This window comes from Sporosarcina koreensis, from assembly GCF_000826145.2.
Lineage (GTDB): Bacteria > Bacillota > Bacilli > Bacillales_A > Planococcaceae > Sporosarcina > Sporosarcina trichiuri.
In genome coordinates this window covers 345,020-370,082 of the sequence record NZ_LN651336.1, presented here as the reverse complement: position 1 = coordinate 370,082, position 25,063 = coordinate 345,020, and the positions used below count along the sequence as shown (strand labels likewise).

Annotated in this window: 22 protein-coding genes and 1 rRNA gene; 18 read left to right on the top strand and 5 right to left on the bottom strand. The window is 54.9% G+C overall.

Features of this window, described 5'->3' with window-relative positions; genetic code table 11:
• Window positions 1–10 precede the first annotated feature (10 nt).
• The 4 genes from rrf to purB all read left to right on the top strand — a co-directional run bounded on the left by rrf (window position 11) and on the right by purB (window position 2,636).
• Window positions 11–126, top strand: a 5S ribosomal RNA gene (gene rrf, locus BN1190_RS05615).
• Between the two features lie 469 nt (window positions 127–595).
• A complete protein-coding gene (locus tag BN1190_RS05610) occupies window positions 596–1,132 on the top strand; it encodes a DUF2179 domain-containing protein (RefSeq protein WP_040285985.1) in 537 nt (178 codons plus the stop codon).
• Window positions 1,129–1,323, top strand: a complete 195-nt coding sequence (locus BN1190_RS05605) for an NETI motif-containing protein (protein ID WP_040285984.1) — start codon at window positions 1,129–1,131, stop codon at window positions 1,321–1,323. The genes BN1190_RS05610 and BN1190_RS05605 overlap by 4 nt, the downstream gene beginning before the upstream one ends.
• 17 nt (window positions 1,324–1,340) lie before the next feature.
• On the top strand, window positions 1,341–2,636 hold the full coding sequence (purB, locus tag BN1190_RS05600; protein ID WP_040285983.1) for an adenylosuccinate lyase: 1,296 nt from the start codon (window positions 1,341–1,343) through the stop codon (window positions 2,634–2,636).
• Window positions 2,637–2,696: 60 nt separating this feature from the next.
• On the opposite strand, the gene BN1190_RS05595 is transcribed toward purB, so the two are convergent.
• The 4 genes from BN1190_RS05595 to BN1190_RS05580 form a co-directional block, all read right to left on the bottom strand.
• Window positions 2,697–3,806, bottom strand: a complete 1,110-nt coding sequence (locus BN1190_RS05595) for a Ger(x)C family spore germination protein (protein ID WP_040285982.1) — start codon at window positions 3,804–3,806, stop codon at window positions 2,697–2,699.
• Complete coding sequence (locus tag BN1190_RS05590; RefSeq protein ID WP_040285981.1) at window positions 3,803–4,900, bottom strand: GerAB/ArcD/ProY family transporter; 1,098 nt, start codon at window positions 4,898–4,900, stop codon at window positions 3,803–3,805. Before BN1190_RS05590 ends, BN1190_RS05595 begins: the two co-directional genes overlap by 4 nt.
• Window positions 4,897–6,258: a spore germination protein gene (locus BN1190_RS05585; RefSeq protein ID WP_040285980.1), complete on the bottom strand. Its 1,362-nt coding sequence runs from the start codon at window positions 6,256–6,258 to the stop codon at window positions 4,897–4,899. Before BN1190_RS05585 ends, BN1190_RS05590 begins: the two co-directional genes overlap by 4 nt.
• A gap of 231 nt (window positions 6,259–6,489) precedes the next feature.
• Window positions 6,490–7,185, bottom strand: a complete 696-nt coding sequence (locus tag BN1190_RS05580) for a class I SAM-dependent methyltransferase (protein ID WP_052461712.1) — start codon at window positions 7,183–7,185, stop codon at window positions 6,490–6,492.
• Window positions 7,186–7,326: 141 nt separating this feature from the next.
• Between BN1190_RS05580 and BN1190_RS05575 the strand changes: the two genes are divergently transcribed.
• The 12 genes from BN1190_RS05575 to BN1190_RS05520 all read left to right on the top strand — a co-directional run bounded on the left by BN1190_RS05575 (window position 7,327) and on the right by BN1190_RS05520 (window position 21,627).
• Window positions 7,327–9,045 (top strand): adenine deaminase C-terminal domain-containing protein, encoded by a 1,719-nt coding sequence (locus BN1190_RS05575; protein ID WP_040285979.1) that lies wholly within the window; start codon window positions 7,327–7,329, stop codon window positions 9,043–9,045.
• Between the two features lie 10 nt (window positions 9,046–9,055).
• A complete protein-coding gene (locus tag BN1190_RS05570; RefSeq protein ID WP_052461711.1) occupies window positions 9,056–10,099 on the top strand; it encodes a DUF3048 domain-containing protein in 1,044 nt (347 codons plus the stop codon).
• A gap of 17 nt (window positions 10,100–10,116) precedes the next feature.
• On the top strand, window positions 10,117–10,434 hold the full coding sequence (locus BN1190_RS05565) for a YerC/YecD family TrpR-related protein (RefSeq protein WP_040285978.1): 318 nt from the start codon (window positions 10,117–10,119) through the stop codon (window positions 10,432–10,434).
• A 116-nt stretch (window positions 10,435–10,550) separates the two neighbouring features.
• Window positions 10,551–11,249, top strand: a complete 699-nt coding sequence (locus tag BN1190_RS05560; protein WP_040285977.1) for a heptaprenylglyceryl phosphate synthase — start codon at window positions 10,551–10,553, stop codon at window positions 11,247–11,249.
• A 47-nt stretch (window positions 11,250–11,296) separates the two neighbouring features.
• Window positions 11,297–13,525 (top strand): DNA helicase PcrA, encoded by a 2,229-nt coding sequence (pcrA, locus tag BN1190_RS05555; RefSeq protein WP_040285976.1) that lies wholly within the window; start codon window positions 11,297–11,299, stop codon window positions 13,523–13,525.
• A 14-nt stretch (window positions 13,526–13,539) separates the two neighbouring features.
• Window positions 13,540–15,555, top strand: a complete 2,016-nt coding sequence (gene ligA / locus BN1190_RS05550) for an NAD-dependent DNA ligase LigA (protein ID WP_040285975.1) — start codon at window positions 13,540–13,542, stop codon at window positions 15,553–15,555.
• A gap of 8 nt (window positions 15,556–15,563) precedes the next feature.
• The gene (locus tag BN1190_RS05545; RefSeq protein ID WP_040285974.1) at window positions 15,564–16,691 is read left to right on the top strand and encodes a CamS family sex pheromone protein; all 1,128 of its coding nucleotides are present in this window, start codon (window positions 15,564–15,566) and stop codon (window positions 16,689–16,691) included.
• A 73-nt stretch (window positions 16,692–16,764) separates the two neighbouring features.
• Window positions 16,765–17,055, top strand: coding sequence for an Asp-tRNA(Asn)/Glu-tRNA(Gln) amidotransferase subunit GatC (gene gatC, locus BN1190_RS05540; RefSeq protein WP_040285973.1), 291 nt, complete (start codon window positions 16,765–16,767; stop codon window positions 17,053–17,055).
• Window positions 17,056–17,079: 24 nt separating this feature from the next.
• Window positions 17,080–18,540: an Asp-tRNA(Asn)/Glu-tRNA(Gln) amidotransferase subunit GatA gene (gene gatA / locus BN1190_RS05535; RefSeq protein ID WP_040285972.1), complete on the top strand. Its 1,461-nt coding sequence runs from the start codon at window positions 17,080–17,082 to the stop codon at window positions 18,538–18,540.
• Between the two features lie 2 nt (window positions 18,541–18,542).
• Complete coding sequence (gene gatB / locus BN1190_RS05530) at window positions 18,543–19,973, top strand: Asp-tRNA(Asn)/Glu-tRNA(Gln) amidotransferase subunit GatB (RefSeq protein ID WP_040285971.1); 1,431 nt, start codon at window positions 18,543–18,545, stop codon at window positions 19,971–19,973.
• A gap of 123 nt (window positions 19,974–20,096) precedes the next feature.
• Window positions 20,097–20,666 (top strand): thioredoxin family protein, encoded by a 570-nt coding sequence (locus BN1190_RS05525; protein WP_040285970.1) that lies wholly within the window; start codon window positions 20,097–20,099, stop codon window positions 20,664–20,666.
• 46 nt (window positions 20,667–20,712) lie between these two features.
• Window positions 20,713–21,627 (top strand): diacylglycerol kinase, encoded by a 915-nt coding sequence (locus BN1190_RS05520; protein WP_040285969.1) that lies wholly within the window; start codon window positions 20,713–20,715, stop codon window positions 21,625–21,627.
• Between the two features lie 305 nt (window positions 21,628–21,932).
• Here the strand turns inward: BN1190_RS05520 and BN1190_RS05515 are convergent, their stop codons facing one another.
• Complete coding sequence (locus BN1190_RS05515) at window positions 21,933–22,364, bottom strand: NUDIX hydrolase (RefSeq protein ID WP_040285968.1); 432 nt, start codon at window positions 22,362–22,364, stop codon at window positions 21,933–21,935.
• 320 nt (window positions 22,365–22,684) lie between these two features.
• On the opposite strand from BN1190_RS05515, the gene BN1190_RS05510 reads away from it, so the two are divergent.
• Window positions 22,685–24,034, top strand: a complete 1,350-nt coding sequence (locus BN1190_RS05510) for a cytochrome ubiquinol oxidase subunit I (RefSeq protein WP_040285967.1) — start codon at window positions 22,685–22,687, stop codon at window positions 24,032–24,034.
• On the top strand, window positions 24,031–25,056 hold the full coding sequence (locus BN1190_RS05505; RefSeq protein ID WP_040285966.1) for a cytochrome d ubiquinol oxidase subunit II: 1,026 nt from the start codon (window positions 24,031–24,033) through the stop codon (window positions 25,054–25,056). The genes BN1190_RS05510 and BN1190_RS05505 overlap by 4 nt, the downstream gene beginning before the upstream one ends.
• Window positions 25,057–25,063 lie beyond the last annotated feature (7 nt).

Sequence of the window (25,063 nt, the reverse complement as noted above, 5' to 3'; positions counted from 1 at the left end):
AGCTCATCTGTCTGGTAATGATGGCGAAGAGGTCACACCCGTTCCCATACCGAACACGGAAGTTAAGTTCTTCAGCGCCGATGGTAGTAGGGGGCTTCCCCCTGTGAGAGTAGGACGTTGCCGGGCACTATAAAAAGCGGGGACGACCGTTTTGATGCGACAAGCATCAGGGAGTCGGAGCTGGATTAACGCGAGTGGAGACGATATGTCTCCGCTCGCTTTTTTTATTTGTATGGAACGCTGACTGGCATGGCCGCTCCCCAGAAAAGGCGCAGCGGAGCGGAGCCCACCAGTCAGCTTTTGGTTTTGATCTGCTGGACACCACGCTGCTCGCAATGCGTCGTCAGAACCCCATAACCGGCCGCGCCAGCAGGCCGGTTATGAGCGGAAATCAGATTTTATGAGCGGAAATCAGATTTTATGAGCGGAAATCAGATTTTATGAGCGGAAATCAGATTTTATGAGCGGAAATCAGATTTTATGAGCGGAACCCCCGGAAACTGCTGACATTCACCAGCTGGTCAGAAGGGGGATTGTGCTTGTAATCCGCCTGTTTCACCTGTACGATAAATGAAGTAGATTGGAGGGTTGCCTCATGAATGCGTGGACGCTGGTGCTGATCATCTTTGTGATCAACATCGTATATGTGTCGTTCTCCACAGTACGGATGATTTTGACACTGAAAGGCTACCGCTATATTGCCGCGATGGTCAGTATGGTCGAAGTAGTGGTCTATGTCGTCGGATTGGGGCTTGTTCTGGACAGCCTGGATCAAATCCAGAATCTGATCGCCTATGCCGTCGGGTACGGATCGGGTGTTATTATCGGAACCAAAATTGAAGAAAAGATGGCGCTTGGCTACATAACGGTGAATGTCATAACCGATGAAATCAACCGTGAGCTTGCAACGACGCTGCGGGCAAAGGGATATGGTGTGACGGATTGGGCAGCCCATGGGCTGGAAGGCAATCGGTCGGCTATGCAAATTTTGACACCGCGTAAATATGAGCTGAAGCTGTATACTACGATTGCGGAGCTTGATCCGAAAGCATTCATTATTTCATATGAGCCAAAAACGATAAGAGGCGGTTTCTGGGTCAAGAGCATCAAGAAGGGGAAATTATTCAAGTGAGTAAACGGAAAACAGTCTGGTTTCAAGTCGATGAGCAGGAAACCATTTCCGATTGCCTGGACCGCATGAAAGCGGAAGGCTATCTGCCGGCCGGGCGCCGGGAAGAGCCATTATTTGAAGAACGGGACGGCGAGTATGTCCCGATCCGCCAGATCATCCAGCTGAAGGGGATTTTGGCGGAAGGTGACTGATCAAGGAGGAACAGAAGATGATAGAGCGGTATACACGGCCCGAAATGGGCGCAATCTGGGCAGATGAAAATAAATATAAAGCATGGCTGGAAGTGGAGATTCTCGCCAGTGAAGCGTGGGCTGAGCTTGGGGATGTCCCGAAAGAAGACGTTGAGAAGATCAGGAAGAATGCCGGATTCTCCGTAGAACGGATCCTGGAAATCGAACAGGAGACCCGACATGATGTTGTCGCGTTCACCCGCGCAGTATCGGAAACATTAGGGGACGAACGGAAGTGGGTCCACTATGGTCTCACGTCTACCGATGTCGTGGATACGGCGCTGTCGTATCTGCTGCTGCAGGCGAACGGAATTTTACGGGGAGACCTCGTCCGTTTCATCGAGATCCTGGCGGCAAAAGCGAAGGAGCACAAATACACGGTCATGATGGGCCGTACGCATGGTGTCCATGCAGAACCGACGACGTTCGGCTTGAAACTTGCGCTCTGGCATGAAGAGATGAAGCGGAATCTGGAGCGCTTCGATGCCGCGGCTGCTTCTGTCCAGGCGGGCAAGATCTCAGGTGCGGTCGGCACATACGCTAACGTCGACCCGTATGTGGAAGAGTATGTCTGCCGCAAGCTCGGGCTGACACCGGCTTCTGTGTCAACGCAGACACTGCAGCGTGACCGCCATGCCCAGTATATGTCGACACTTGCATTGATCGCGACATCAATTGAAAAGTTTGCTGTCGAAATCCGCGGGCTGCAGAAGTCGGAAACCCGTGAGGTGGAAGAGTTCTTCGCGAAAGGCCAGAAGGGATCTTCTGCGATGCCGCACAAACGGAATCCGATCGGCTCGGAGAACATGGCGGGGCTGTCCCGTCTCATGCGCGGGTACATGATGACCGCGTACGAAAATGTGCCGCTCTGGCATGAACGTGACATCTCCCATTCGTCTGCAGAGCGTGTCATTCTTCCGGATGCGACCATCGTGCTGAACTATATGCTGAACCGCTTCGGCAATATCGTGAAGAACTTGACGGTCTACCCGGATAACATGAAGCGCAACATGGACCGGACCCACGGGCTGATCTATTCACAGCGTGTCCTCCTGTCGCTGATCGACAAAGGGATGTCCCGGGAAGCGGCATACGATACCGTGCAGCCCCTTACGATGCAGGCATGGGATGAACAGCGTTCCTTCCAGGAACTCGTGAAAGGCAGTCAGCCGATCACAGAGCGTCTCAGTGAAGAGGAAATCGATGGCTGTTTCGACTACAATTATCATTTGCAGAAAATCGACATGATTTTTGAACGGATCGGGCTCTCCTGAATGAGTCGTATTGGAAAAGGCACCGGCCTCGGAGTGAGCAGACTCCAGCCGGTGCCTTTCTTATTGCAGTGCACCGACCGACTTCAGTTTCACATCGACCGCCACATCGAATACCAGTTCAGGGTAGATTTTTTTCCATTCCTCGACCGTCCCGTCGGTGTTCAGCCGGGACGCTCTGTATTTCAGCCCGAAGCCGAACGGATCGACGTTCTTCTCCTGCATTTTCTTCAAAAAGCCGGTGAGCTGCTCTGTGAGCCGCTCTTCTGAAATCTTGTTGTACTTATCCAGCTCATTCATGTAAAGGATCTTATTCGACTCGTTGACGGCACCGACCAACTTTACAGAAACTTTCGCGGTCGGCTGTCCGGTCCCATCGACCTTCATCTTGATTTTCATCTTAGCCCGGTCAATGGTCAGGAGAAACTTGTATCCGTCATTCTCGATGCGGTATCCGTAGCCGTTCGCACCTTTGTATAAGGTATTGTACAGTTTGGTCTCGGTGGAAGATAAGACGACTGGGGGAACGGAGTTTTTCAGGACGATGGCTTTGTTCACTTCGAGTTCCTTTCCGTTCTCTTTTTCGATCACGATGGGCAGCACAGAACTCAGTCCTTTCGTGTCGTAGTCGCGGCGGAATTCAAAGAGGAACGTCGTCGTTACAAACGGGCTCTCCGTCCCTGTGCCGTCAAAGAAGTTGTACAGTGCATTTTCCCCTGCTGACTCCAGTGTCGGCTGTACCCGTAAAACTTGTTCAGCGTCAGGACGGGCGACCAATACATAGAGGACCAGCTGCATATCCCCTCGCCGTACCACGTAATCCATCAATTCAAATAAGTCTCCTTGCAGCAGCTCCTCGTTCAATGCCAGTATTTTCGCTTGGCTGAAATCGAGCAATTTGTCATCCTTTGTCTCAAGGAACCGGATGGCTTCCGCAACGGAGTCGCTCTCCTGCGTAAGGAAGGCATATTCCGTCTCGGTTGCATTTTTGAGCGCAGAGATCGGTTTTGCCACTTTCACGGTGACCCGGTACTTATGCTCGGAATCATGCGCCGGATCTATCCCCATTCCCACTACGAACGACCGTTTGTCGACCCCTTTGTATCCGCAGCCTGACAGCAGCGGCAGCATAAGCAGACAGAGGAATCCAACACACAGTGCCTGTTTTTTCATGAGGAGGACGCTCCTTTCCTGACCGCAAACATCATCAGAAAGAAGACGGCGATGAATACGGGAAGCGTATTGTAATAGTAGATGCTGTAGTGATAAATATCATATTGCGTCATCCTGACAACGAGCACCGTACCGACTACCAAGAATAAGAAGACGAGTACGAAGGGAGCGAAGTTCTGCTGGTTCACCTGAAGGAAACCGGGCCGGAAGACGCTATTGATGAGTTTATAGGCGACATGCCAGTGGATGATGATACTCATGAAAGCGATCGTCACGAAGATGAACATGAAAATGAATACGACCCGCTCCACTAATCCATATTTCATGCGGATGGCGTCCGCTGACGAGATCCAGGGAAAGATGAGCTGGCCGATCCTGTCGAAACCGGACAGGCCGATCGGGAAGAAATACGAAGTCACAAGCATCATGATGGCAAACAGCAGTACCCAGCCGAGAGACAGGATGGAGACGTGCTGCTTTTCCTTGAAATACTTATTGAAGATGATCAGATTCGCGCAGCCGAGAAACATAAAAAAAGTGGAAGTGAACGATGTGAATGTCGGCAGGTGATTGATATGCATGACACTCAGCTTGATCTGATCCCATTCCAGCTCGCTGCTCGTGAACAGCTTCAGCATCATTAGAATACCGAACGGTACCATCAAAACGAAGATGATCTCCAGACTGAACAGCACACTTTTCGTTTTCAGCAGAACACCGAAATAGACAGTGACCAGAATCGAGGCGGTGATCGTATAGATCGACATCTCGGGAGACAGGAACGTGATGAGCAGGAACACAGTCATGACCAGGTTGACGGCGCCGGCCAGAAACCAGAGGATGGCAAAATACAAAGTGACAGGGATCCGGAACCAGTCGGCTGTGTAGGATACGAGCAGGTCGGGAAGGTCCATACCCGGATGCTGAGAAAAGAAGCGTATGATGATCCAGGTGAACAGGATGCCGCCCAGAGTACCGAGGCCCATGGATACAATTGCACCGTCTCCGGCATCCTGCAGCAGCAGGCGCGGAATCGGCGTGGTGATGATAGCCACCATGTTGGTGAATATCAAATAATATAAAAATCGGCTCATTCACTGCTCACCTGCTTTTCGCTCCGTTTGCTGCGCCAGCCGATCCGCAAATACGGCTTCCCGAAGCTGTCCAGATTGGTCAGATGGAGAATGATCAGCAGGAAACCGGAAATGAGACCGATCAGACCGAATAGTGACGTAAAGGCTATCAGACCGAGCCGACAGATCCGCACGGCAAAACTGAGTTCATTGTTGGGTATGACAAACGTGGAAATCGCAACGATGGAGACGACGATGATCAGAATGTTGGAAGCGAGCGAGGCTTCCGTTGCCGCAGTGCCGAGGATCAGTCCGCCTACCGTCGTCGCCGCCGCGTTGATGGTCTTCGGAAGACGGACACTTGCTTCAGTCAGCAGTTCGACGAACAGCAGCATGATGACCGCTTCGATGAAGGACGGATACGGGACGCCGATCCGGCTGCCTGATATGGACAGGGTCAGTTCTGTCCGGAGTATTTCCGGAGTAAATGCTGTCACGGCTACATACAGGGCGGGCAGCGTCAGACAGGCGAACAGGCCGAACCACCCGAGCAGGGTGTTGTACAGTGAGACGAAATACGTATGATAGTTTTCCTCCATGGACACCATCAAATCGAAAAAGACGATCGGCAGGACGATGCCGAATGGTGAATTGTCAACAAGAAGGATAATTTTACCGCCAGTGAGATTGTAGACAATACGGTCCGGCCGCTCAGTGACGATCGACTGCGGAAACAGATTGAACCGCCGTTTGGTGAGACGCATCGCCAGATCACCTGCAGATTGGATCAGCGGCTCATCTAATGCATCGAGACGTTCTTTCACACGGCGCAGCACTTCGATATCCACTTCTTTTTCATCGTACATCAGGGCGATCGCCATCCGGCTCTTGTCATTCAGCTGATGGCTTTCGACGTATAGACTCGGTGAATGGTAATGCTGCCGGACGATGCTTACATTCGTTTCCAGGTCCTCGCTCAGCGCGAGCTGCGGCCCGTGGATGGTCGCCTCGACAATCGTTTCCCCCTGCTCCGTATTGCCGAGCCGGCGGACTTCGAGAAAGCTGAACGTGTCGTCAGCATAGACGAGCACGAAACCGGCCGTCAGCATGATCAGCATTTCGTCCGTGCTCGGCAGGTCGATCCGATTCGGCATTCCCTCCACATAGACGGCGAATTTGGCGGCATCCTCGATTTCGAAAAACGGCTTGATGATCGTTTCCTGCAAGACTGCACCATCCACAACAGTCTTTATATAGAGCAGCTGTGCGGTCTGTCCATTGCAGTTGAGCGGCACGTGGAGCACATCATAGGACTTCGGAAGCGCATCAGTCAGTGTCTTCATGAATTTAGGCATTGTCTGCTGCTTGCTGCCTGTCATATCTTTCTGCCACCCCTTCGCACGTCGGTCGTTTGCGTACATCCTAACCGAAATGGACTGCTTCTATGCAGGCACTTCAAGTTTCAGAGGAGATCGGAAGACAAGGATGCCGAGTTTCTTTTCAGGAGAAACGTCAACATTGTAAATAAACAGGAAGAGATTTCTTGCCGGGACGGCAGCCATCGAAGAACGGTGTCGCCGCTGGACGACGCATACCTCGGCCGGCTGGCTTCATGCACCCGCTGCCCGGCATACCCAGCCGGTGAAGAACGTCGTCTGGAAGAAACGCGTGACCTGTTCGAAGCCGGCATCCGCCAGTAGCTGTTCAATCTCTTCTTCGGGGAGAAAGGACAGCGCGCGGATGCCTTTTTCCATCTCATCGACCTGCGTTTCGCTGAGCGAAGTCCGGTCGAGCCAATGCCGGCGCCAAAGAGCGAACTGCACGTCAAATTCAGCAGAGGCGGCATCCCCCGTCATCGATGCGATGACAAAGGGAGCGCCGGGAGCCAGCCGTGAGCGGATCTGGCCGAGCAGTTCCCGTTTTTCATCCTCCGTCTCAAGGAAATGCAGTACAAGCAGGCAGGCCGCCGCGCCGAACTGCTTGTCCGCCGGTACATCGGCAGCAGAGCCCGCAATGAATGTAACCTTCCCATCTGCAAGGGGCACCGCTTTCCTTTTCGCTTCCGCCATCATCGGCGCTGACGGGTCCGCCGCTGTGAACGTCCAACTGGGATAGTGTGCGGCATACTCCATCAGCTCATTGCCGCCTCCCGCACCGACGAGCAGGACATCCGCTTCCGTTCCTGCATACAGCCGCAATGCCGAGCCCGACAGCCGGATGAGCCCGTCATAGGTCGGGAGCGTCCGCCGGATCCCTTTGTCGTATTCAGTCGCTGTTCCTTCGTCGAACGTCAATTTTTCATCCATCTCCTATCACCTTCCTGAACAAGTCTCATGCTTTGTCTTTCGTCAGATGCGTCCCGGTTTCCTGCTTTACCGCCCCTATCCAGCTTTTTCCCTCTGTGGTACGATGAACAGAGAAAGAATCGGAAGAAGGGGACGAATTGCATGTGGACTGCTGAAGAAATCGCTTCGCAGATCGCCGTCATCGACGGAAAAGAAGCTCCGGATCTGCTTATTGAAAATGCTACATACTTACACTCAGTCTTGAAAAAGTGGAAGACCGGCACAATCTGGGTCAAGCATGGTCGCATCCTATACACAGGAGACCGGCTGCCTGTTGTCACTGAAGGGGCCGAACGGGTCGATGCTGCAGGTAAATGGATTGTGCCCGGCTATATCGAGCCCCATGTCCATCCGTTCCAGCTCTATAACCCGGAATCGTTCGCGCAGTTCGCAGCCCAGCACGGCACGACGGCGTTCCTGGCGGATACACTCATGCTGCTGATGGCGGTCGACCGGCCGAACGCGTTCAGCCTGCTCGATCAGCTGAAGAAGCTGCCGTTCTCGTTCTATTGGTGGGCGCGGTTCGATTCGCAGACTGTCCTCCGGAATGAGGCGGAACTGTTCGCGCCTGACCAGGTGGAGCAGTGGCTGAAGCGGGATGATGTACTGATGGGCGGGGAACTGACCGGCTGGCCGCGCTTGCTGAAAGGCGATCCCGCCATGACGGCTTCCATGCAGCTTGCGAAACAATACGGCAAAAAGATCGAAGGCCATTTCCCCGGCGCTTCGGAACGGACACTCGCCCGTATGCGGCTGTTCGGTGCGGACGGCGACCACGAATCGATGACAGCGGACGAAGCGGAGCTGCGGCTGCAGCAAGGGTATGCCGTCACACTGCGCGAGTCATCCATCCGTCCCGACCTGAAACCGCTGCTGGAAGGGATCCTCGCAAAAGGGCTCGACGTCTTCGATCATCTTATGATGACGACGGACGGCTCGCCGCCTCTTTTCCATGAGGACGGAGTGATGGACAAATGCATTAGGATCGCCTTGGAAGCGGGCGTGGAGCCGATCGATGCCTATCAGATGGCGTCCTATAATATCGCCCGGTATTATGGCATCGATGATCTGCATAGTGTACTAGCGCCTGGTCGTTTCGCAACGTTCAATTTCCTGACGGATATACGTGAGCCGAACCCGGTTGATGTCTTATCGAAAGGGGTCTGGCTGAAGCGCGGCGGCAAGGCGTGCATGACGTTCCATGAAGCGGACTGGTCTGCGGTCCCGGATCTTGAACTGGACTTCGATCTGACGGCAGATGATCTCACAGTGACGGAACCGGCCGGCATCCGCATGCTGAACGATGTCATCACGAAGCCGTATGAATCTGAAGCGGATTTCCGGGCCGATACGCTCGGTACCGAGCATGATGAATGCTTCCTCGCGCTCATCGATCGCGACGGGAAGTGGCGGGTGAACACGATGCTGAAAGGTTTCGCGGATGGACTGCAGGGACTTGCCTCCTCCTATTCGAATACAGGTGATTTTATCCTGATCGGTAAAGATAAGCAGGAGATGATTCGGGCGTTCCGCCGCGTGAAAGAGATCGGCGGCGGCATCGTCCTCACGGAGAATGGAGCTGTGCTGCGGGAACTTCCGCTGCCGATCGGCGGAAGCCTGTCCGACCAGCCCGTCGAAATCATCCGTGAACAGGAACGGACACTGAAAGAGGATCTGAAAGCGCGCGGGTACGACAAAGGGGATGCCATCTACAGCCTGCTCTTCCTGCAGTCCACCCATCTGCCATATGTACGCATTACACAGACCGGCGTACTCGACGTCATGCGGAACGCCGAACTGATCCCGACGACAAAACGATAGGAGACCGGCCATGAACGTAACGAAATTAGCTGCCGCCGCACTGGTCAGCACAGCTCTGCTGCTGACAGGATGCACGCAGAAGAATGAAAGTGAAGCTGCAGCCCCGAAAGACGGACAAGACGTAGGTGCCAAGACTGAACAGGCTGAACAGGCTGTTCTCGCCGCAGCACCATTTACAGGTATGGAGGGAGAGGCATTCCCGATGCGGCCGATCCTCGCCACCATCAACAACCATCCGCTTGCCCGGCCGCAATCCGGTCTCAGCAAAGCGGACATCGTCTATGAAGTACTGGCAGAAGGGAATATCACACGGTTTCTCGCCCTGTATCAGAGCGGACTTCCTGACGAAATTGGTCCGATCCGCAGCGCCCGTGATTACTTCATCGACATTGCGGAAGGGTTGGATGCATTCTACATTGCCCATGGCTACAGTCCGGACGCCCGGGATCTGCTGGCACAGAACACCGTCGACGCCATCAACGGCATGCAGTACGACGGCACGTACTTCGAGCGGTCGCGTGAACGGAAAGCGCCGCATAACTCCTATATATCGAAAGCCCACATTGAGGAAGCGATGGCAGATCTGCAAATCGACGGAACGATCCGCAAAGAGCCTCATCTGTCGTTCCATCCCGATGCGGAAAGTGCTAAACTGGGGGAGATTGCAGCAACTGTTGTCGTGGGCCAGAAAGATCCGAATTTCACGAGCACCTATACGTTCGATCCGGAAGCCCACACGTATATGAGGGAAGTCAACGGCATCCTCACGACTGACAAAGCGGACGACACGACCATCACACCGGCCAATATCTTTGTGATCGAAGCGCCGTATGACACGATCGACAGCGAGGGGCGGCAGTCACTCGATCTGTCGAAAGGCGGCCCGGCGATATTATTCCAGAACGGCGTCGCACTGGATACGGAATGGAAGGTGCTCGATGGTGTGATCATGCCGGTCCAGCATGGGGTGCCGGCCAAACTGGTTCCCGGCCAGACGTGGGTCCACATCGTGCCGGAACAGTCGATCGGCCGATCCGTCACCTACACCCCGTAAGAATGGAGGAACAACCGATGCTCGAAAAAATCAGGAACGACCGGACAGATCAGCTTTTCCGCGCAATATTAGAATTACAGACAATCGAAGAATGCTATGCGTTCTTCGACGATCTATGCACGATCGGCGAAGTGCAGTCGCTGTCCCAGCGGCTGGATGTCGCCGTCATGTTGAAAAAGAAGCAGACGTACGACACTATCCAGACGGAGACCGGTGCAAGTACAGCGACAATCTCACGGATCCGGCGCTGTGTCGACTATGGATCAGGCGGATATAATCTGATCGTCGACCGTCTCGGCGAGAGCGACCAGCCTTCATCTGAAACGAACGAATGACCGGACAGCGGACTGCTGTTTCGGTTTTTTTCGTTTCAGACGGCCGGCGGGGCGAATCGCTCAGCAATATTTGCTATAATGGATGAATGGAATCAAGAAGAAGCAGGTGACTGGAAATGGACTATCATAATTGGCGTCACGCCTTTAAATTGGACCCCGCAAAAACGATTCACGACGAAGAACTGGAAAAACTTGCAGAGTCAGGAACCGACGGCATCATCGTCGGCGGGACGGACGGCATCACGCTCGAAGGTGTGCTCCATCTGCTTGCCCGGCTCCGCCGTTACGCTGTGCCGCTCGCGCTCGAAGTCTCGGACGCGGATGCCGTGACGTTCGGATACGATTACTACTTCATCCCGACGGTGCTGAATGCAAATGACGTGAAGTGGATGAACGGTGTCCACTTGGAGGCATTGAAGGAATTCGGTCATATGATGAAATGGGAAGAGGTGGCGGCGGAAGGGTACTGCATTCTGAACCCGGACTGCAAAGCTGCACAGCTGACCGGTGCAACGCAGCCTCTGACAAAAGAGGATGTCACCGCATATGCCCGTATGGCGGAGCACCTGTTCCGCTTCCCGATCTTCTACATGGAATACAGCGGCATGTACGGCGATCCGCAGATGGTCAGCGCGGCGGCGTCCGTCCTCGAGGAGACGAAGCTCGTGTACGGCGGCGGCATCACATCAGCCGGACAAGCTGCGGAAATGGCGAATATCGCCGACACAGTCGTTGTCGGCAACGTCATCTATGATGATCTGAAAACCGCACTGGCAACGGTCGATGCCGTGAAATCCGTGGCAGCCCCTATGTGACTCGTGTATACTGAAGAACAAACGTTCCTAAAAGGCGGTTATAAAACATGAAAGAACTTTCACAAGACCTGCTTGCGGGCATGAACCCCGAGCAGGCAAAAGCGGTGAAGAAGACGGAAGGCCCGCTGCTCATCATGGCAGGCGCAGGATCCGGGAAAACGCGTGTGCTGACCCACCGGATTGCATACCTTGTCATTGAAAAGGATGTCTACCCATCGAAGATCCTCGCCATTACATTCACGAACAAAGCGGCACGGGAAATGCGCAGCCGGATCGACGGCCTTCTCGGCGAAGGCTCGGGCGACCGGATGTGGGTTTCGACATTCCACTCGATGTGCGTACGGATCCTCAGGCGCAACATCGACCGGATCGGTTTCAAGAAAAGCTTCACGATCCTCGATTCAGCGGATCAGCTGTCAGCTGTCAAAGCCGTATTGAAAGAACGGAACCTCGATCCGAAGCAGTATGATCCGCGCACGCTGCTCAACATCATCAGTTCCGCGAAGAACGAATGCATAGATGCGGGCGAATATCGCGCAGGCATGAACGAGTCGAATCCGTTCGACCGGGTCATCGCCGATGTGTACGATGGCTATACGAAAAAGCTGCGCAAGAACCAGTCGCTCGATTTCGATGACCTCATCATGCTCACCCTCCGGCTGTTCGAACAAGTGCCGGACGTCCTGGAATTCTATCAGGACAAGTTCCAGTACATCCATGTCGACGAATACCAGGATACGAACAACGCCCAGTACAGACTAGTCAAGATGCTTGCTGCAAAGTTCCGCAACATCTGTGTCGTCGGCGACTCCGATCAGTCGATCTACAAGTGGCGGGGCGCGGATATCGGCAATATCCTGTCATTCGAGAAAGACTACAAGGACGCTGAAGTCATCCTGCTTGAACAGAACTACCGCTCCACGCAGACAATTCTGAAGGCGGCGAACGACGTCATCCAGAACAATGCGAGCCGGTATGACAAACGGCTGCGGACGGAGAACGACGAAGGCGACGCCATCACCGTCTATAAAGCCTCCGATGAAAAAGACGAAGCGCAGTTCGTCGTCAGCCGGATCATCGAGCATCAGCAGGAAGATGGACTCGCACTCGACCAGTTCGCTGTCCTGTACCGGACGAACGCCCAGTCCCGGATGATCGAGGAATACCTCGTCAAATCGAATCTCGACTATACGATCGTCGGCGGCACGAAGTTCTATGACCGGAAAGAGATCAAAGACATCCTCGCGTATTTGCGGCTGATCGCAAATAATGACGATGATCTCGCGCTTGCCCGGATCATCAACGAACCGAAACGGAGCATCGGCGCCACGTCATTCGAACGGATGGCGGGCTTTGCCATCGAGAACGACCGGTCGATCTTCGATGCGATGCAGGAACTCGATTTCATGGGACTGACAAAAAAAGCCGCCATCGAAGCAGCGAAATTCCGGGATATGATCCAGGGATTCACACAGATGCAGGAGTTCCTGTCCGTCCGGGAACTGACGGAACAGGTGATCGAGAAGACCGGCTATCGGGAGATGCTCGAACGCGAAAAGACGATCGAGTCCGAAAGCCGGCTGGAAAACATCGATGAGTTCCTGTCCGTGACCGATGCGTTCGAAAAACGGGCGGAAGAGGACGAAGGCGATAAATCGCTCGTCGCCTTCCTCACCGATCTCGCGCTTATCGCGGATATCGATTCGCTCGACAAAGAGGAGAACCAATCAGCGGAAAAAATCGTCCTGATGACGATGCACTCGGCGAAAGGACTGGAATTCCCGGTCGTTTTCGTCGTCGGCATGGAAGAGAACATCTTCCCGCACGCGCGGTCGATCGGTGACGACGAAGAGATGGAAGAAGAACGCCGTCTCGCATATGTCGCCATCACAAGGGCGGAACAGAAACTATACATGAGCTCCGCTTCGAGCCGTATGCTGTACGGCCGTTCGAGCTACAATAATCCTTCCCGGTTCATCTCCGAGATTTCCGGCGATGTCATCGACACCGTCAGCGGATCCGGCGGCTTTTCGTTCGGAGGCAGCGCCCGGAGCGAAGCACCGCGCCGGCCGGCAGTGAAAAAACCTGTCTATGAAGCGAGCGGCGGGGAGAAACTAGGCTGGAAAGCAGGCGACAAGGCCAAACATAAGAAGTGGGGGACAGGCACGGTCGTCAGCGTCAAAGGTTCTGCGGATGACGTCGAACTCGACATCGCTTTCCCGGACGTCGGCGTCAAACGTCTGCTTGCGAAATTTGCACCGATCGAAAAAGTGTGAAGGAGGAACGCGAGATGGAGGATACACACGAACTCGAGAAACGCGTCGAGGAGCTGAACAGGCTGCTGACCGAATACGGGCGCGCCTACTACGTGCTCGATCGTCCGGCTGTCACGGATGCTGAATATGACAAGCTCATGCAGGAGCTGCTTGCCATCGAGGAACAGCACCCGGATCTCATCTATCCCGATTCCCCGACGCAGCGCGTGGGCGGACCTGTGCTGGAAGGCTTCACGAAGGTCCGTCATGAGTATCCGATGCTCAGTCTGTCGAACGTGTTCAATGAGGAAGATATCCGGGAGTTCGACCGCCGTGTACGTGCAGGTGTCGGTGATTCTGTCACCTATATCTGTGAACTGAAGATCGATGGGCTTGCCGTCTCATTGAAGTATGAAGACGGCCGCTTCACACAGGGATCGACACGCGGGGACGGAACGGTCGGCGAGGACATCACAGAGAATCTGCGTACCATCCGGTCGATCCCGCTCAAACTGAACGAATCGGTGACGATCGAAGTACGCGGCGAGGCGTACATGCCGAAGAAATCATTCGTCAAGCTGAATGAAGCACGCGACGAAGCGGGTGACGAGCCGTTCGCGAACCCCCGCAATGCAGCGGCCGGCTCCCTGCGCCAGCTCGACCCGAAGATTGCAGCAAGCCGCAATCTCGCCGTATTCCTGTACGGCGTCGGAGGGGACGGGGAAGCGTACGGTCAGGCAGCACATTCGGCGGCGCTCGACTATCTGGATGACCTCGGGCTGGTGACGAACCATGAACGGAAGAAATGCAAAACGATCGAGGAAGTGCTCGATTACGTCAGCAGCTGGGGCGGGAAACGTGCCGCACTCGATTATGAAATCGACGGCATCGTCATCAAAGTCGACAAGTTCGAAGACCAGGAACAGCTCGGCTATACAGCGAAGAGCCCGCGCTGGGCGACCGCCTACAAATTCCCTGCGGAAGAAGTGGTGACCCGACTGCTCGATATCGAGCTCAGTGTCGGCCGGACAGGCACTGTCACACCGACCGCCATCCTCGAACCCGTCCGCGTGGCAGGCACGACGGTCGGCAGGGCATCCCTCCACAATGAGGATCTGATCCGCGAGAAGGATATCCGGATCGGCGACGACGTGAAGATCCGGAAAGCCGGCGATATCATCCCCGAAGTGATCGGCCCGCTGGCGGACCGGCGGACAGGGGACGAAATCGAATTCCACATGCCGTCCGACTGCCCGGTGTGCGGGTCGGAACTGATCCGCATTGAAGGGGAAGTGGCACTGCGCTGCGTCAACCCGCAATGCCCGGCGCAGCTGAAAGAAGCGCTCATCCACTTCGTTTCCCGGAATGCCATGAACATCGAAGGCATCGGTGAGCGTGTCGTCGATCAGCTCTATACAGCAGGTCTTGTGAAGGACTTTTCGGATCTGTACGGTCTGACCGAAGAGCAGCTGATGACACTCGACCGGATGGGGGAGAAGTCCGCTTCGAATCTGGTGCACGCCATTGCGGCATCGAAAGAGAACTCGTTCGAAAAGCTGCTGTTCGGGTTCGGCATCCGCCACGTCGGTGCGAAAGCGGCCCAGATCCTCGCGCGCGAATTCGGGTCGCTCGATAACCTGATGGCCGCGTCTGCCGAAGAGCTGCTCGCAATCCACGAGATCGGGGACAAAGTGACCGATGCAATCGAAACGTTCTTTGCAAATGAGGATGTGCTCGAAGTCATCGGCAAACTGAAATCGTACGGCGTCAACATGATGTACAGCGGCCGGACAGCCCAGGAAATCCCTGAGGAAGGACCGTTCGTCGGCAAAAAGATTGTCCTGACAGGCAAGCTTGAAATACTGACACGGAACGAAGCGAAAGAAAAAATAGAGGCGCTCGGCGGGGACGTCAGCGGCAGCGTCAGCAAAAAGACGGACATTGTCATTGCCGGAGAAGACGCGGGGTCGAAACTCGCGAAAGCGGAAGAGCTGGGCATTGACGTCTGGAACGAAGCGAAGCTGATCGAAGTGCTTGGAACAAAGGAGTAAAACAACGTATGAAAAGGTTATTCACACTGCCGGCATTCGCTGCAGTTCTCGTGCTCGGCGGGTGCATCCCCTCGATCGGGCCCGAAAAAGAGGAAGTCATCCAGGAGAACGAAGACGTCGAGCAGGAAACCGTACTCATTCCCGAAGTACAGCTGAATGAGCAATACTACCGGACACTGCTGCCATTCAAGAAAAGTGCGACCCGCGGGCTGATCGTCAATCAGGTCTACAGCAAATATGATATCGGGGAAGTCGAAGAAGGGCTGCTCCGGCTGTCCGCGAAGCATTTTGATCCGAACGATCACTTCTTCCAGGAAGGGCAGTTCATCGATGAGAAGACAGCGATTCATTGGCTGTCCCGGAGCTCGAAATTCGACGACGGACTCAACCCGCCCATCAACGACAAGATGACGCCTCAGGAAATCAGCGAGAAAGCGCCTGTGTACCTGGCGCACATCGTCGAACAGAACTATTACGTCAAGACAGGCGATAAGAAAGTAGGTCTTGCCGGGATCTCCATCGGTCTCGCCATGAACTCGGTCTATTATCAGCGGGACGCGGCCGAGGCGAAGATCCCTGACAAGACGATCGAACAGCAGGGGATGAAGATGGCGGAGACGATCGTGCAGCGTATGCGCAAGCTGGACGGTGTCGGGGATGTCCCGATCACGGTCGGCCTGTTCAAACAGCAGTCCCGCAATTCCATCGTGCCGGGTACGTATTTCGCACAGGCGTACGTCGACAAAGGGAAAGACAAACCGAATGGCTGGAAGGAAGTGAAGGAGAAATTCGTCCTTCTGCCGGCTTCATCGGACGTTGACAATTACCGGGATGTCAACGAAAGGTTCGAGAAGGTCAAACAAGATATCAATGACTATTTCCCGGGTTTCATCAGTGTCGTCGGAACGGCATTCTACAGCGACAACAACTTGGAATCCATCAAGATCAACGTCCCGATCCAGTTCTACGGCAAGAACGAGGTCGTCGCGCTGACACAGTACATGACCTCGCTCATCATGAAATACTACCCGAAAACCGAAGTGGAAGTGAGCATCACGTCCGGCAATGGGCCGGAGTCCCTCATCACGAAGAATGCGGGGGATGAAGAGCCGTCCATCCATATTTATTCCTATTGACCGGGGGAACTTTTCATCATCCATCGAAGGTGTTATGATGAATCGTACTGTATAAAAGCCAGGAGGAGAGAGTATGTCCAATTACACTAAAGAGGAAGTCCAGTACTATGCGAATTTCGCCCGGATCGACATGCCGGATGCAGAAGCACAGAAATTTGCAGACCGCCTGGACACCCTGCTCGAGTTCACGGATCGCCTGAAAGAGATCGATACGTCGGATGTGGCCAAGATGACCCATCCGCTTGCCTTTACAAATGTCCTGCGTGAAGACACGCCTGCGGACATCCTCGACCGTGATGATATGCTGAAGAGTGTCGAGGAGCACGAAGACGGTATGATCAAAGTACCGAACATCCTGGATTGACCCGTATAGAGGAGGAATTGACTTATGGCAGTAAACAAAACAGCGTCTGAACTTCAGTCACTTTTACATAGCCGCGAACTGTCGGTGACGGAACTGACGAAGGAAACGCTCCAGACCATCAAAGAAACGGACGGTCCGATCCAGGCATTCCTGACCGTCACGGAAACTGAAGCGCTGCAGGCGGCTGAACAGCTGGACAACCTGCCGGACGAGCAGCGCGGCGGTCTTTTCGGCATGCCGATCGGCATCAAGGATAACATCATCACGAAAGGCATCCGGACGACATGCGCGAGCAAGATGCTCGAGAACTTCGTGCCTGTCTATGAAGGGACAGCGACGGAGCGCGTGAAGGACAGCGGTATGGTGATCGTCGGGAAACTCAACATGGATGAGTTCGCAATGGGTTCCACAACTGAGCACTCCGCCTTCCAGAAGACGCATAACCCTTGGGGACTCGACCGTGTGCCGGGCGGATCGTCAGGCGGCTCGGCCGCTGCGGTCGCTTCGGGACAAGTCCTCTTCTCGCTCGGTTCGGATACAGGCGGTTCCGTACGGCAGCCTGCAGCTTTCTGCGGCGTCGTCGGCATGAAGCCGACATACGGACGTGTGTCCCGTTCAGGCCTTGTCGCATTCGGATCATCCCTCGACCAGATCGGGCCGATCACGAAGACGGTCGAAGATAACGCCATGCTGCTGAGCGCGATCGCCGGATCCGATTACCGGGATCCATCCGCTTCCGAGAAAGCGGTGCCGGACTACCGGAGCGCCCTGACAGGCGATATCAAAGGACTCAAGATCGCAGTGCCGGCGCGCTACCTCGGCGAAGGTGTCCAGCCGGAAGTGCGGGATGCCGTGAAGACGGCGATCGGCGTCCTCGAATCCCTCGGTGCCGAGGTGGACGAGATCGACCTTCATTATTCCCGTTACTCCGCACCGACGTACTACGTCATTTCATCGGCAGAGGCCTCTTCCAACCTGGCGCGGTTCGATGGCATCCGGTACGGCTACCGTCCTGAGGATGCAAAGGACCTGAACGAGATCTACCTGCGTTCCCGTGCGGAAGGCTTCGGGGATGAAGTGAAGAAGCGTGTGCTGTACGGTACGTACGCACTGAGCGCCGGCCACCATGAAGACCTGTACGAACGCGCACAGAAAGTTCGTACGCTGATCGCGCAGGACTTCCAGGATGTCTTCAAGAAATACGACATCATTGTCGGACCGACGAGTGCGACGAACGCCTACAAACTCGGTGAGACCATCAAGGATCCGCTGACGCTGTATGCGAACGACTTGCTGACAACACCGATGAACCTTGCCGGAATCCCGGCGATCTCCGTACCGTGCGGATTTGCAGAAGGACTTCCGGTCGGCATGCAGATCATCGGCAACCATTTCGACGAACCGCTGCTGTATAAAGTGGCGCACGCATATGAGCAAGCGACTGAATTCCACAAGCAGACGCCGCCTGCAAGGGAGGGGAACTGACCATGAACTTTGAAACGATCGTCGGACTTGAAGTCCACGTTGAACTGAAAACAGATACGAAAATCTTTTCACCGGCACCTGCCCACTTCGGCGCAGAACCGAATATGAACATCCACCCGACCGACCTTGCGTACCCCGGCACGCTGCCGACCATGAACAAACAGGCGATCGACTTCGGCATGAAGGCATCCATGGCCCTCAACTGTGAGATCGCCCGCGTCATGAACTTCGACCGCAAGCATTACTTCTATCCCGATAACCCGAAGGCGTATCAGATCTCCCAGGATGACCGTCCTGTCGGATCGAACGGCTGGATCGAAATCGAAGTGGACGGCTATAAGAAGAAAATCCGTATCGAACGTGTCCACCTCGAAGAAGACGCCGGCAAACTGACACACGCGGAAGGCGGCTATTCACTCGTCGACCTGAACCGTCAAGGGACGCCGCTCATCGAGATTGTCACGGAAGCGGACATCCGCACTCCGAACGAAGCGTATGCATTCCTCGAAAAACTGAAAGCAATCATCCAGTACACCGGTGTCTCCGATGTCCGGATGGAGGAAGGGTCCCTCCGCTGCGACGCCAACATCTCCCTGCGACCGTTCGGCCAAGAGGAATTCGGCACGAAAACGGAGCTGAAGAACCTGAACTCCTTCAACTTCGTCCGCCGCGGAATCGCGAACGAAGTCGAACGACAGGAAAAAGTCCTGCTGTCCGGCGGCAAGATCGTCCAGGAAACGCGCCGGTACGACGAAGCGACAGGCCAGACGGTGCTCATGCGTGTCAAAGGCAGTGCGAACGACTACCGGTTCATCAACGATCCGGATCTGTCGGATGTCGTCATCGACGAAGACTGGATTGAACGGGTCAAGAATGAGATTCCTGAACTGCCGGATGCCCGGAAAGCGCGCTATGTCAGCGAGCTGGGCCTGCCGGCATACGACGCGCATGTCCTGACGCTCACGAAGGAGATGTCCGATTTCTTCGATGAAACGGTACAGGCGGGCGCGGATGCGAAACTGGCTTCGAACTGGCTGATGGGTGAAGTATCCGCCTACCTCAATGCGGAAGGCAAGGAACTGGGCGAGACACCGCTCACACCAGCAGGGCTTGCAAGCCTCGTCAAGCTGATCGCAGACGGCACAATCTCGTCGAAAATCGCGAAAAAAGTGTTCAAAGAACTCGCTGAAAACGGCGGCGATGCAGCCCAGATCGTCAAAGACAAAGGGCTTGTCCAGATTTCCGATGAAGGCACCCTGCGTACGATCATCGGGGAAATCCTCGATAAGAACGAACAGTCGATCGAAGACTACAAGAACGGCAAAGACCGTGCTGTCGGATTCCTCGTCGGCCAGGTCATGAAAGCGACAAAAGGCCAGGCGAACCCGCCGATGGTCAACAAACTGCTGCTGGACGAAATCAGCAAACGATAACGGCTATCGGAACGTCCTGCACGCCGGCTGCGTTAGCCGGGGGCAGGGCGTTTTCCTGACTGCTGGAAAATTGCTTTGCGCACGCCGATGGGGGTACACTGAAGAAAAGGAGTGTGAAGACTGTTGACTACTGAGCTGGAATACTTTGAACAGGCGATTTCACTGCAGGCGTATATGGACAAGATGGAGCACCATAAAGACAGCAGCTTTTCAATCTACGAACAATTCGATGTGCCGCAGGATGACGGGTTCATCGAACTGCTGAAGGAAGTGAACCCCCGGATCCTCGTCATCACCGAGGACTGGTGCGGCGATGCGATGCTGAACAATCCGGTGCTCCGCCGCATTGCGGAAGCCGCGGACCTCGACGTCCGTGCTGTGTACCGGGATGAAGACACCGAACTGATCGACCGGCATCTGACGAACGGCGGACGATCGATCCCGATCTACCTGCTGCTCGATGCTGACGGCGACGTGTTCGCAAAGTGGGGACCGCGCGCTGCAACGATTCAGGAACACGTCATGGAATTGAAGAAAGAGATTCCGCCGAAAGACGCGCCGGATTTCGAAGAGAAACAGCGGACGGTCCTCGGACGGATCACATCGGAATACACAGCGAAGCCCGAATTGTGGCTGACAGTTTATGAAGACATCCGAAACACCTGGACGCCTGAACTGCAGGCGCACGTGTAAGGCGCGCCTCTGTCAGTAAGAGTGCAGAAGAAAGAGGGAACAACGTATGAAGCGTGCTCGTATTATTTACAACCCGACGGCTGGACGGGAAGCATTCCGCAAAAACCTGGCGGAGGTGCTGATCCGGCTCGAACAGGCAGGATATGAAGCGTCCGCCCATGCGACGACTTGTGAAGGGGATGCGACAACTGCAGCCGCGGCGGCAGTGGAACGCGGCTTCGACCTGATCATCGCAGCAGGCGGTGACGGAACGCTCAACGAAGTCGTCGCCGGCATTTCCGGTTACGACAACCGCCCTCCGATCGGTCTGATCCCGATGGGCACGACGAACGACTTTGCCCGGGCGCTCCGGATTCCCCGCGATATCGACAAAGCGCTCGATATCATCCTGGAGGATAAGAAAATCCCTGTCGACGTCGGCAAGATGAACGACCGGTTCTTCATCAATATCGCAGGCGGCGGCCGGATGACGGAACTGACCTATGAAGTGCCGTCCCGGCTGAAAACGATGCTCGGGCAGCTTGCGTATTATTTGAAAGGCATCGAGATGCTGCCGTCCATCCACGCAAGCCGGGTCAAGATTGAATATGACGGAGAAGTGTTTGACGATGAAGCGATGCTGTTCCTCGTCGGCCTGACGAACTCCGTCGGCGGTTTCGAGAAACTTGCTCCCGAATCCAGCATCAACGACGGGAAGTTCACGGTGCTCATCCTGAAAAAGTGCAACATCGCCGAATTCATCAGGGTGGTCACGCTCGCTGTACGGGGGGAACATCTCAATGATCCGCTCGTCATCTCACGCAAAGCCCAATCTGTGAAAGTAACATCAGAAGAGGAAGTGCTCATCAATCTGGATGGGGAGTACGGCGGAAAGACTCCCGCTGTCTTCGAAAACCTGTCCTGTCATATCGAGATGTGCGTCCCGTTCGACCAACTGCGCGAACAGGACCGTACGTGGTGATAGCTGTACCCGGAAACTCCGCCTTGGCGGAGTTTTTTTGTTTGAAGAAGATGGCGCGGGCGGCAGAGCACTCAAGCGGGCGGGTGAATAGAGCGGTTAAATGTTCGAATAGAGCGGTCAGACGGCGGAATGGAGCGGTTAAGCGTTCGAATGGAGCGGTTAGCAGAAGTATAGAGCGGTCCGCCGGTAGAATAGATCACTTAGCTGCAGGAATGGATCGCTTCACGAACTCAGGAAGCGAACCGGCACACCATCCCCCCACACAAAAAAGCAGCAGGCATCTGCCCGCTGCTTTCCGCGTTCTGTTATTCGATGAACTCCAAGGCAGCATCCTGCTTCGCTGCAAGTTTCGGCAGTTCCTCGACAGGGAGCCATTTGAAGTGGAAGATGAGTCCTTCATCTTTCCCATCGCCCTGCACTTGGTAATCCCACTCGCCATCATGATCTCCAAGATAGTCGAAATGGAAGACGTTCCGTTCCAGTACTTCGTCTTTGTCCTTTGGGAAGAAGTTTGTCTTGTGCAGCTTGCCGCACAGCATCAGCTCGTCACGGCGGATGCCCGATTCTTCCTCGATTTCCCGGTACAGCGCGTCGATCAGCAGTTCATCCCGCTCGATCGTCCCGCCGGGAACTTGAAGCCCCGCTTCCGGGTGGTCCCTGTGTTCGAACACAAGAAGGTCCCGGTCCTCTTCTTCGCCCCGCGTAATATAGGCAAGTACTTTCCGTTTTAATTTCATTGTGTTCACCTCGCTTAATTGATCAATTATACCACTTAATTTAGAATAATTCAAGTATTTATTTGAACCCCCGTTACACATCTGTCACATCTCTATACCCAAACCTGCATATTTCAATCCTGATTAGGGAAAACCCTAATAGAAACAAGTAGAATAAGGGTAACAGGAGAACGAAAGGATGTGTCCCGATGTACAAGAAACAAGAAAAAGTCCTCATGTGGCTGGCGTTTGGTGTCGCGGGAATCATGCTTCTGTCCATTCTCGGCAGATTGTTCAGCTGACACATCGTACGATTTATTCACTACAAGGAGGCAACTTGGATGGGAAATGAAGAAGCCGTATTTTTCTCGCGGGTCCTCACCGAATTGACGCTGTCATTCCATATCATCTATGCGACCATCGGTGTCGGGGTGCCGCTCATGATCATGATCGCCCAATGGGTGGGCATCAAGAAGAACGACGAACATTACATCCTGCTCGCCAGACGGTGGGCTCGCGGATTCGTCATCACCGTGGCGGTCGGCGTCGTGACCGGGACGGCAATCGGCCTGCAGCTGTCCTTATTATGGCCGAATTTCATGGAACTAGCCGGGAATGTCATCGCACTTCCGCTGTTCATGGAAACCTTTGCATTTTTCTTCGAAGCGATCTTCCTCGGGATCTACCTGTATACGTGGGACCGCTTCGAAAACCAGAAGAAACACTTGCTGCTGCTCATTCCGGTAGCGCTCGGAGCTGCGTTCTCGGCAGTCTTCATCACAATCGTCAATGCGTTCATGAACGCACCACGCGGCTTTGACATCGTCAACGGAGAGCTCGTCAACATCAGCCCGCTGCTCGCGATGTTCAACCCGGCGATGCCGACGAAAGTGGCGCACGTCGTCGTGACCGCCTTCATGACCGCAGCGTTCCTTCTGGCGTCCATTGCAGCATTCCGGCTCTTGCGCGGGTCGAACCATATTTATCACAAGAAAGCGCTCATGCTGACGCTGAAAGTCGGCTTCATCTTCTCGATCGGCGCTGCGATCATCGGCGACTTCTCCGGGAAATATCTTGCGGAATACCAGCCGGAGAAACTCGCGGCCGCCGAATGGCATTTCGAGACGACCGATAAGGCGGAGCTCATCCTCATGGGGGTCTTGACCGAGGACAATGAAGTCAAGTACGCCCTGAAGATCCCGTATGGCCTGTCCGTGCTCGCTGCGAACAACCCATTCGCGGAAGTGACCGGGCTCGATCAGTTCCCGGAAGATGAAGTGCCGCCGCTGTACATCCACTATCTGTTCAACTTCATGGTGTTCATCGGCATGTGGCTGTCGCTCTTGTCCGCCGTGTTCCTGCTCGGCAAGTGGCGGAACTGGAACTTCGTCTCAAGTAAATGGTTCCGCTGGCTGATCGTGCTCGGCGGCCCGCTGTCGGTACTCGCCATCGAGTTCGGCTGGTGGTTCGCAGAAGTCGGACGGCAGCCATGGATCCTGCGGGATATCATGAAAGTGTCCGAAGCGGCAACAACAAGTGGTCAGGTCGACCTCATGCTCGTGCTGTTCGCCGGGCTGTATCTCGTGCTCGGTGTCGGCAGTATCGTCGTGCTGCGCCGGATGTTCCGCCGCAACCCGGTCGAGAAGGAACTGGAAGACCGCCATGCGATGAGAGGACGTGATGTGCGATGAACCTCGAGATACTCGGAATCAGCGTCTTATGGACGTTCCTGTTCGGCTACATCATGGTCGGCGCCATCGATTTCGGTGCAGGGTTCTTCAATGCCTACAGCCTGATCACGGGGAAAGAGCGCGTGCTCACCCGGGTCATCCAGCGCTATCTGTCGCCAGTCTGGGAGATCACGAACGTCTTCCTCGTGTTCTTCTTCGTCGGCATCATCGGGTTCTTCCCGAAAACGGCGTTCTACTACGGCACGACACTGCTCGTGCCGGTCAGCTTCGGGCTGATCCTGCTCGCAATCCGCGGCTCGTATTATGCGTTCGAGACGTACGGGGCACGCGGGCACAAAGGCTATTCGTTCATGTACGGTCTCGCCGGACTGCTGATCCCGGCGTCGCTGTCGATCGTGCTGACGATCTCGGAAGGCGGCTTCATCGAATTGGTGGACGACAATCCGGTGCTCGACTATTGGAAGCTGTTCACGAGCCCGCTGACATGGTCCATCGTCGTGCTCAGCCTGTCCGCGACGCTTTACATTTCTGCCGTGTTCCTGACATGGTATGCGAATAAGGCGCGAGACACGGAAGCCGCTGCGCTGCTGCGGCGCTACGCACTGACGTGGGCGCTGCCGACCATCATCGCAGCAGGCGGCATCATTGTCGAGCTGCGGCGTTATCAGCCGGAGCATTACAGCAACATCCAGAACTTCTGGCCGATGTTCCTGATTTCCGCACTGCTGTTCGCCGGCACGGTGTTCCTGCTCTACACGAAGCGCCAGTACGGCTGGGCGTTCGCGATGCTCGCCGGCCAGTTCGCCTTCGCGTTCTACGGCTACGGCGCATCGCACTACCCGTACTTGCTGTATCCGTACTTGACGATCTACGACAGCTTCACGAACCCGGCCATGGCCATCTCGCTCGTCGTCGTCTTCATCCTCGGACTGTGCCTGCTCATTCCGGCGCTGTATCTCGTGCTGCGGCTGTTCCTGTTCGATAAGGATTATGTCCGCGGCAAAGGCGACTACCATGCATAAGGAGACG

Coding starts and splice junctions, on each gene's coding strand:
- BN1190_RS05510 (WP_040285967.1), top strand. CDS start 22,685: ATGGGAAATGAAGAAGCCGTATTTTTCTCGCGGGTCCTCACCGAATTG.
- BN1190_RS05505 (WP_040285966.1), top strand. CDS start 24,031: ATGAACCTCGAGATACTCGGAATCAGCGTCTTATGGACGTTCCTGTTC.
- BN1190_RS05575 (WP_040285979.1), top strand. CDS start 7,327: ATGTGGACTGCTGAAGAAATCGCTTCGCAGATCGCCGTCATCGACGGA.
- BN1190_RS05545 (WP_040285974.1), top strand. CDS start 15,564: ATGAAAAGGTTATTCACACTGCCGGCATTCGCTGCAGTTCTCGTGCTC.
- BN1190_RS05565 (WP_040285978.1), top strand. CDS start 10,117: ATGCTCGAAAAAATCAGGAACGACCGGACAGATCAGCTTTTCCGCGCA.
- purB (WP_040285983.1), top strand. CDS start 1,341: ATGATAGAGCGGTATACACGGCCCGAAATGGGCGCAATCTGGGCAGAT.
- BN1190_RS05595 (WP_040285982.1), bottom strand. CDS start 3,806: ATGAAAAAACAGGCACTGTGTGTTGGATTCCTCTGTCTGCTTATGCTG.
- BN1190_RS05570 (WP_052461711.1), top strand. CDS start 9,056: ATGAACGTAACGAAATTAGCTGCCGCCGCACTGGTCAGCACAGCTCTG.
- BN1190_RS05580 (WP_052461712.1), bottom strand. CDS start 7,185: ATGGATGAAAAATTGACGTTCGACGAAGGAACAGCGACTGAATACGAC.
- BN1190_RS05515 (WP_040285968.1), bottom strand. CDS start 22,364: ATGAAATTAAAACGGAAAGTACTTGCCTATATTACGCGGGGCGAAGAA.
- BN1190_RS05585 (WP_040285980.1), bottom strand. CDS start 6,258: ATGACAGGCAGCAAGCAGCAGACAATGCCTAAATTCATGAAGACACTG.
- gatB (WP_040285971.1), top strand. CDS start 18,543: ATGAACTTTGAAACGATCGTCGGACTTGAAGTCCACGTTGAACTGAAA.
- ligA (WP_040285975.1), top strand. CDS start 13,540: ATGGAGGATACACACGAACTCGAGAAACGCGTCGAGGAGCTGAACAGG.
- gatC (WP_040285973.1), top strand. CDS start 16,765: ATGTCCAATTACACTAAAGAGGAAGTCCAGTACTATGCGAATTTCGCC.
- pcrA (WP_040285976.1), top strand. CDS start 11,297: ATGAAAGAACTTTCACAAGACCTGCTTGCGGGCATGAACCCCGAGCAG.
- BN1190_RS05520 (WP_040285969.1), top strand. CDS start 20,713: ATGAAGCGTGCTCGTATTATTTACAACCCGACGGCTGGACGGGAAGCA.
- BN1190_RS05610 (WP_040285985.1), top strand. CDS start 596: ATGAATGCGTGGACGCTGGTGCTGATCATCTTTGTGATCAACATCGTA.
- BN1190_RS05590 (WP_040285981.1), bottom strand. CDS start 4,900: ATGAGCCGATTTTTATATTATTTGATATTCACCAACATGGTGGCTATC.
- gatA (WP_040285972.1), top strand. CDS start 17,080: ATGGCAGTAAACAAAACAGCGTCTGAACTTCAGTCACTTTTACATAGC.
- BN1190_RS05560 (WP_040285977.1), top strand. CDS start 10,551: ATGGACTATCATAATTGGCGTCACGCCTTTAAATTGGACCCCGCAAAA.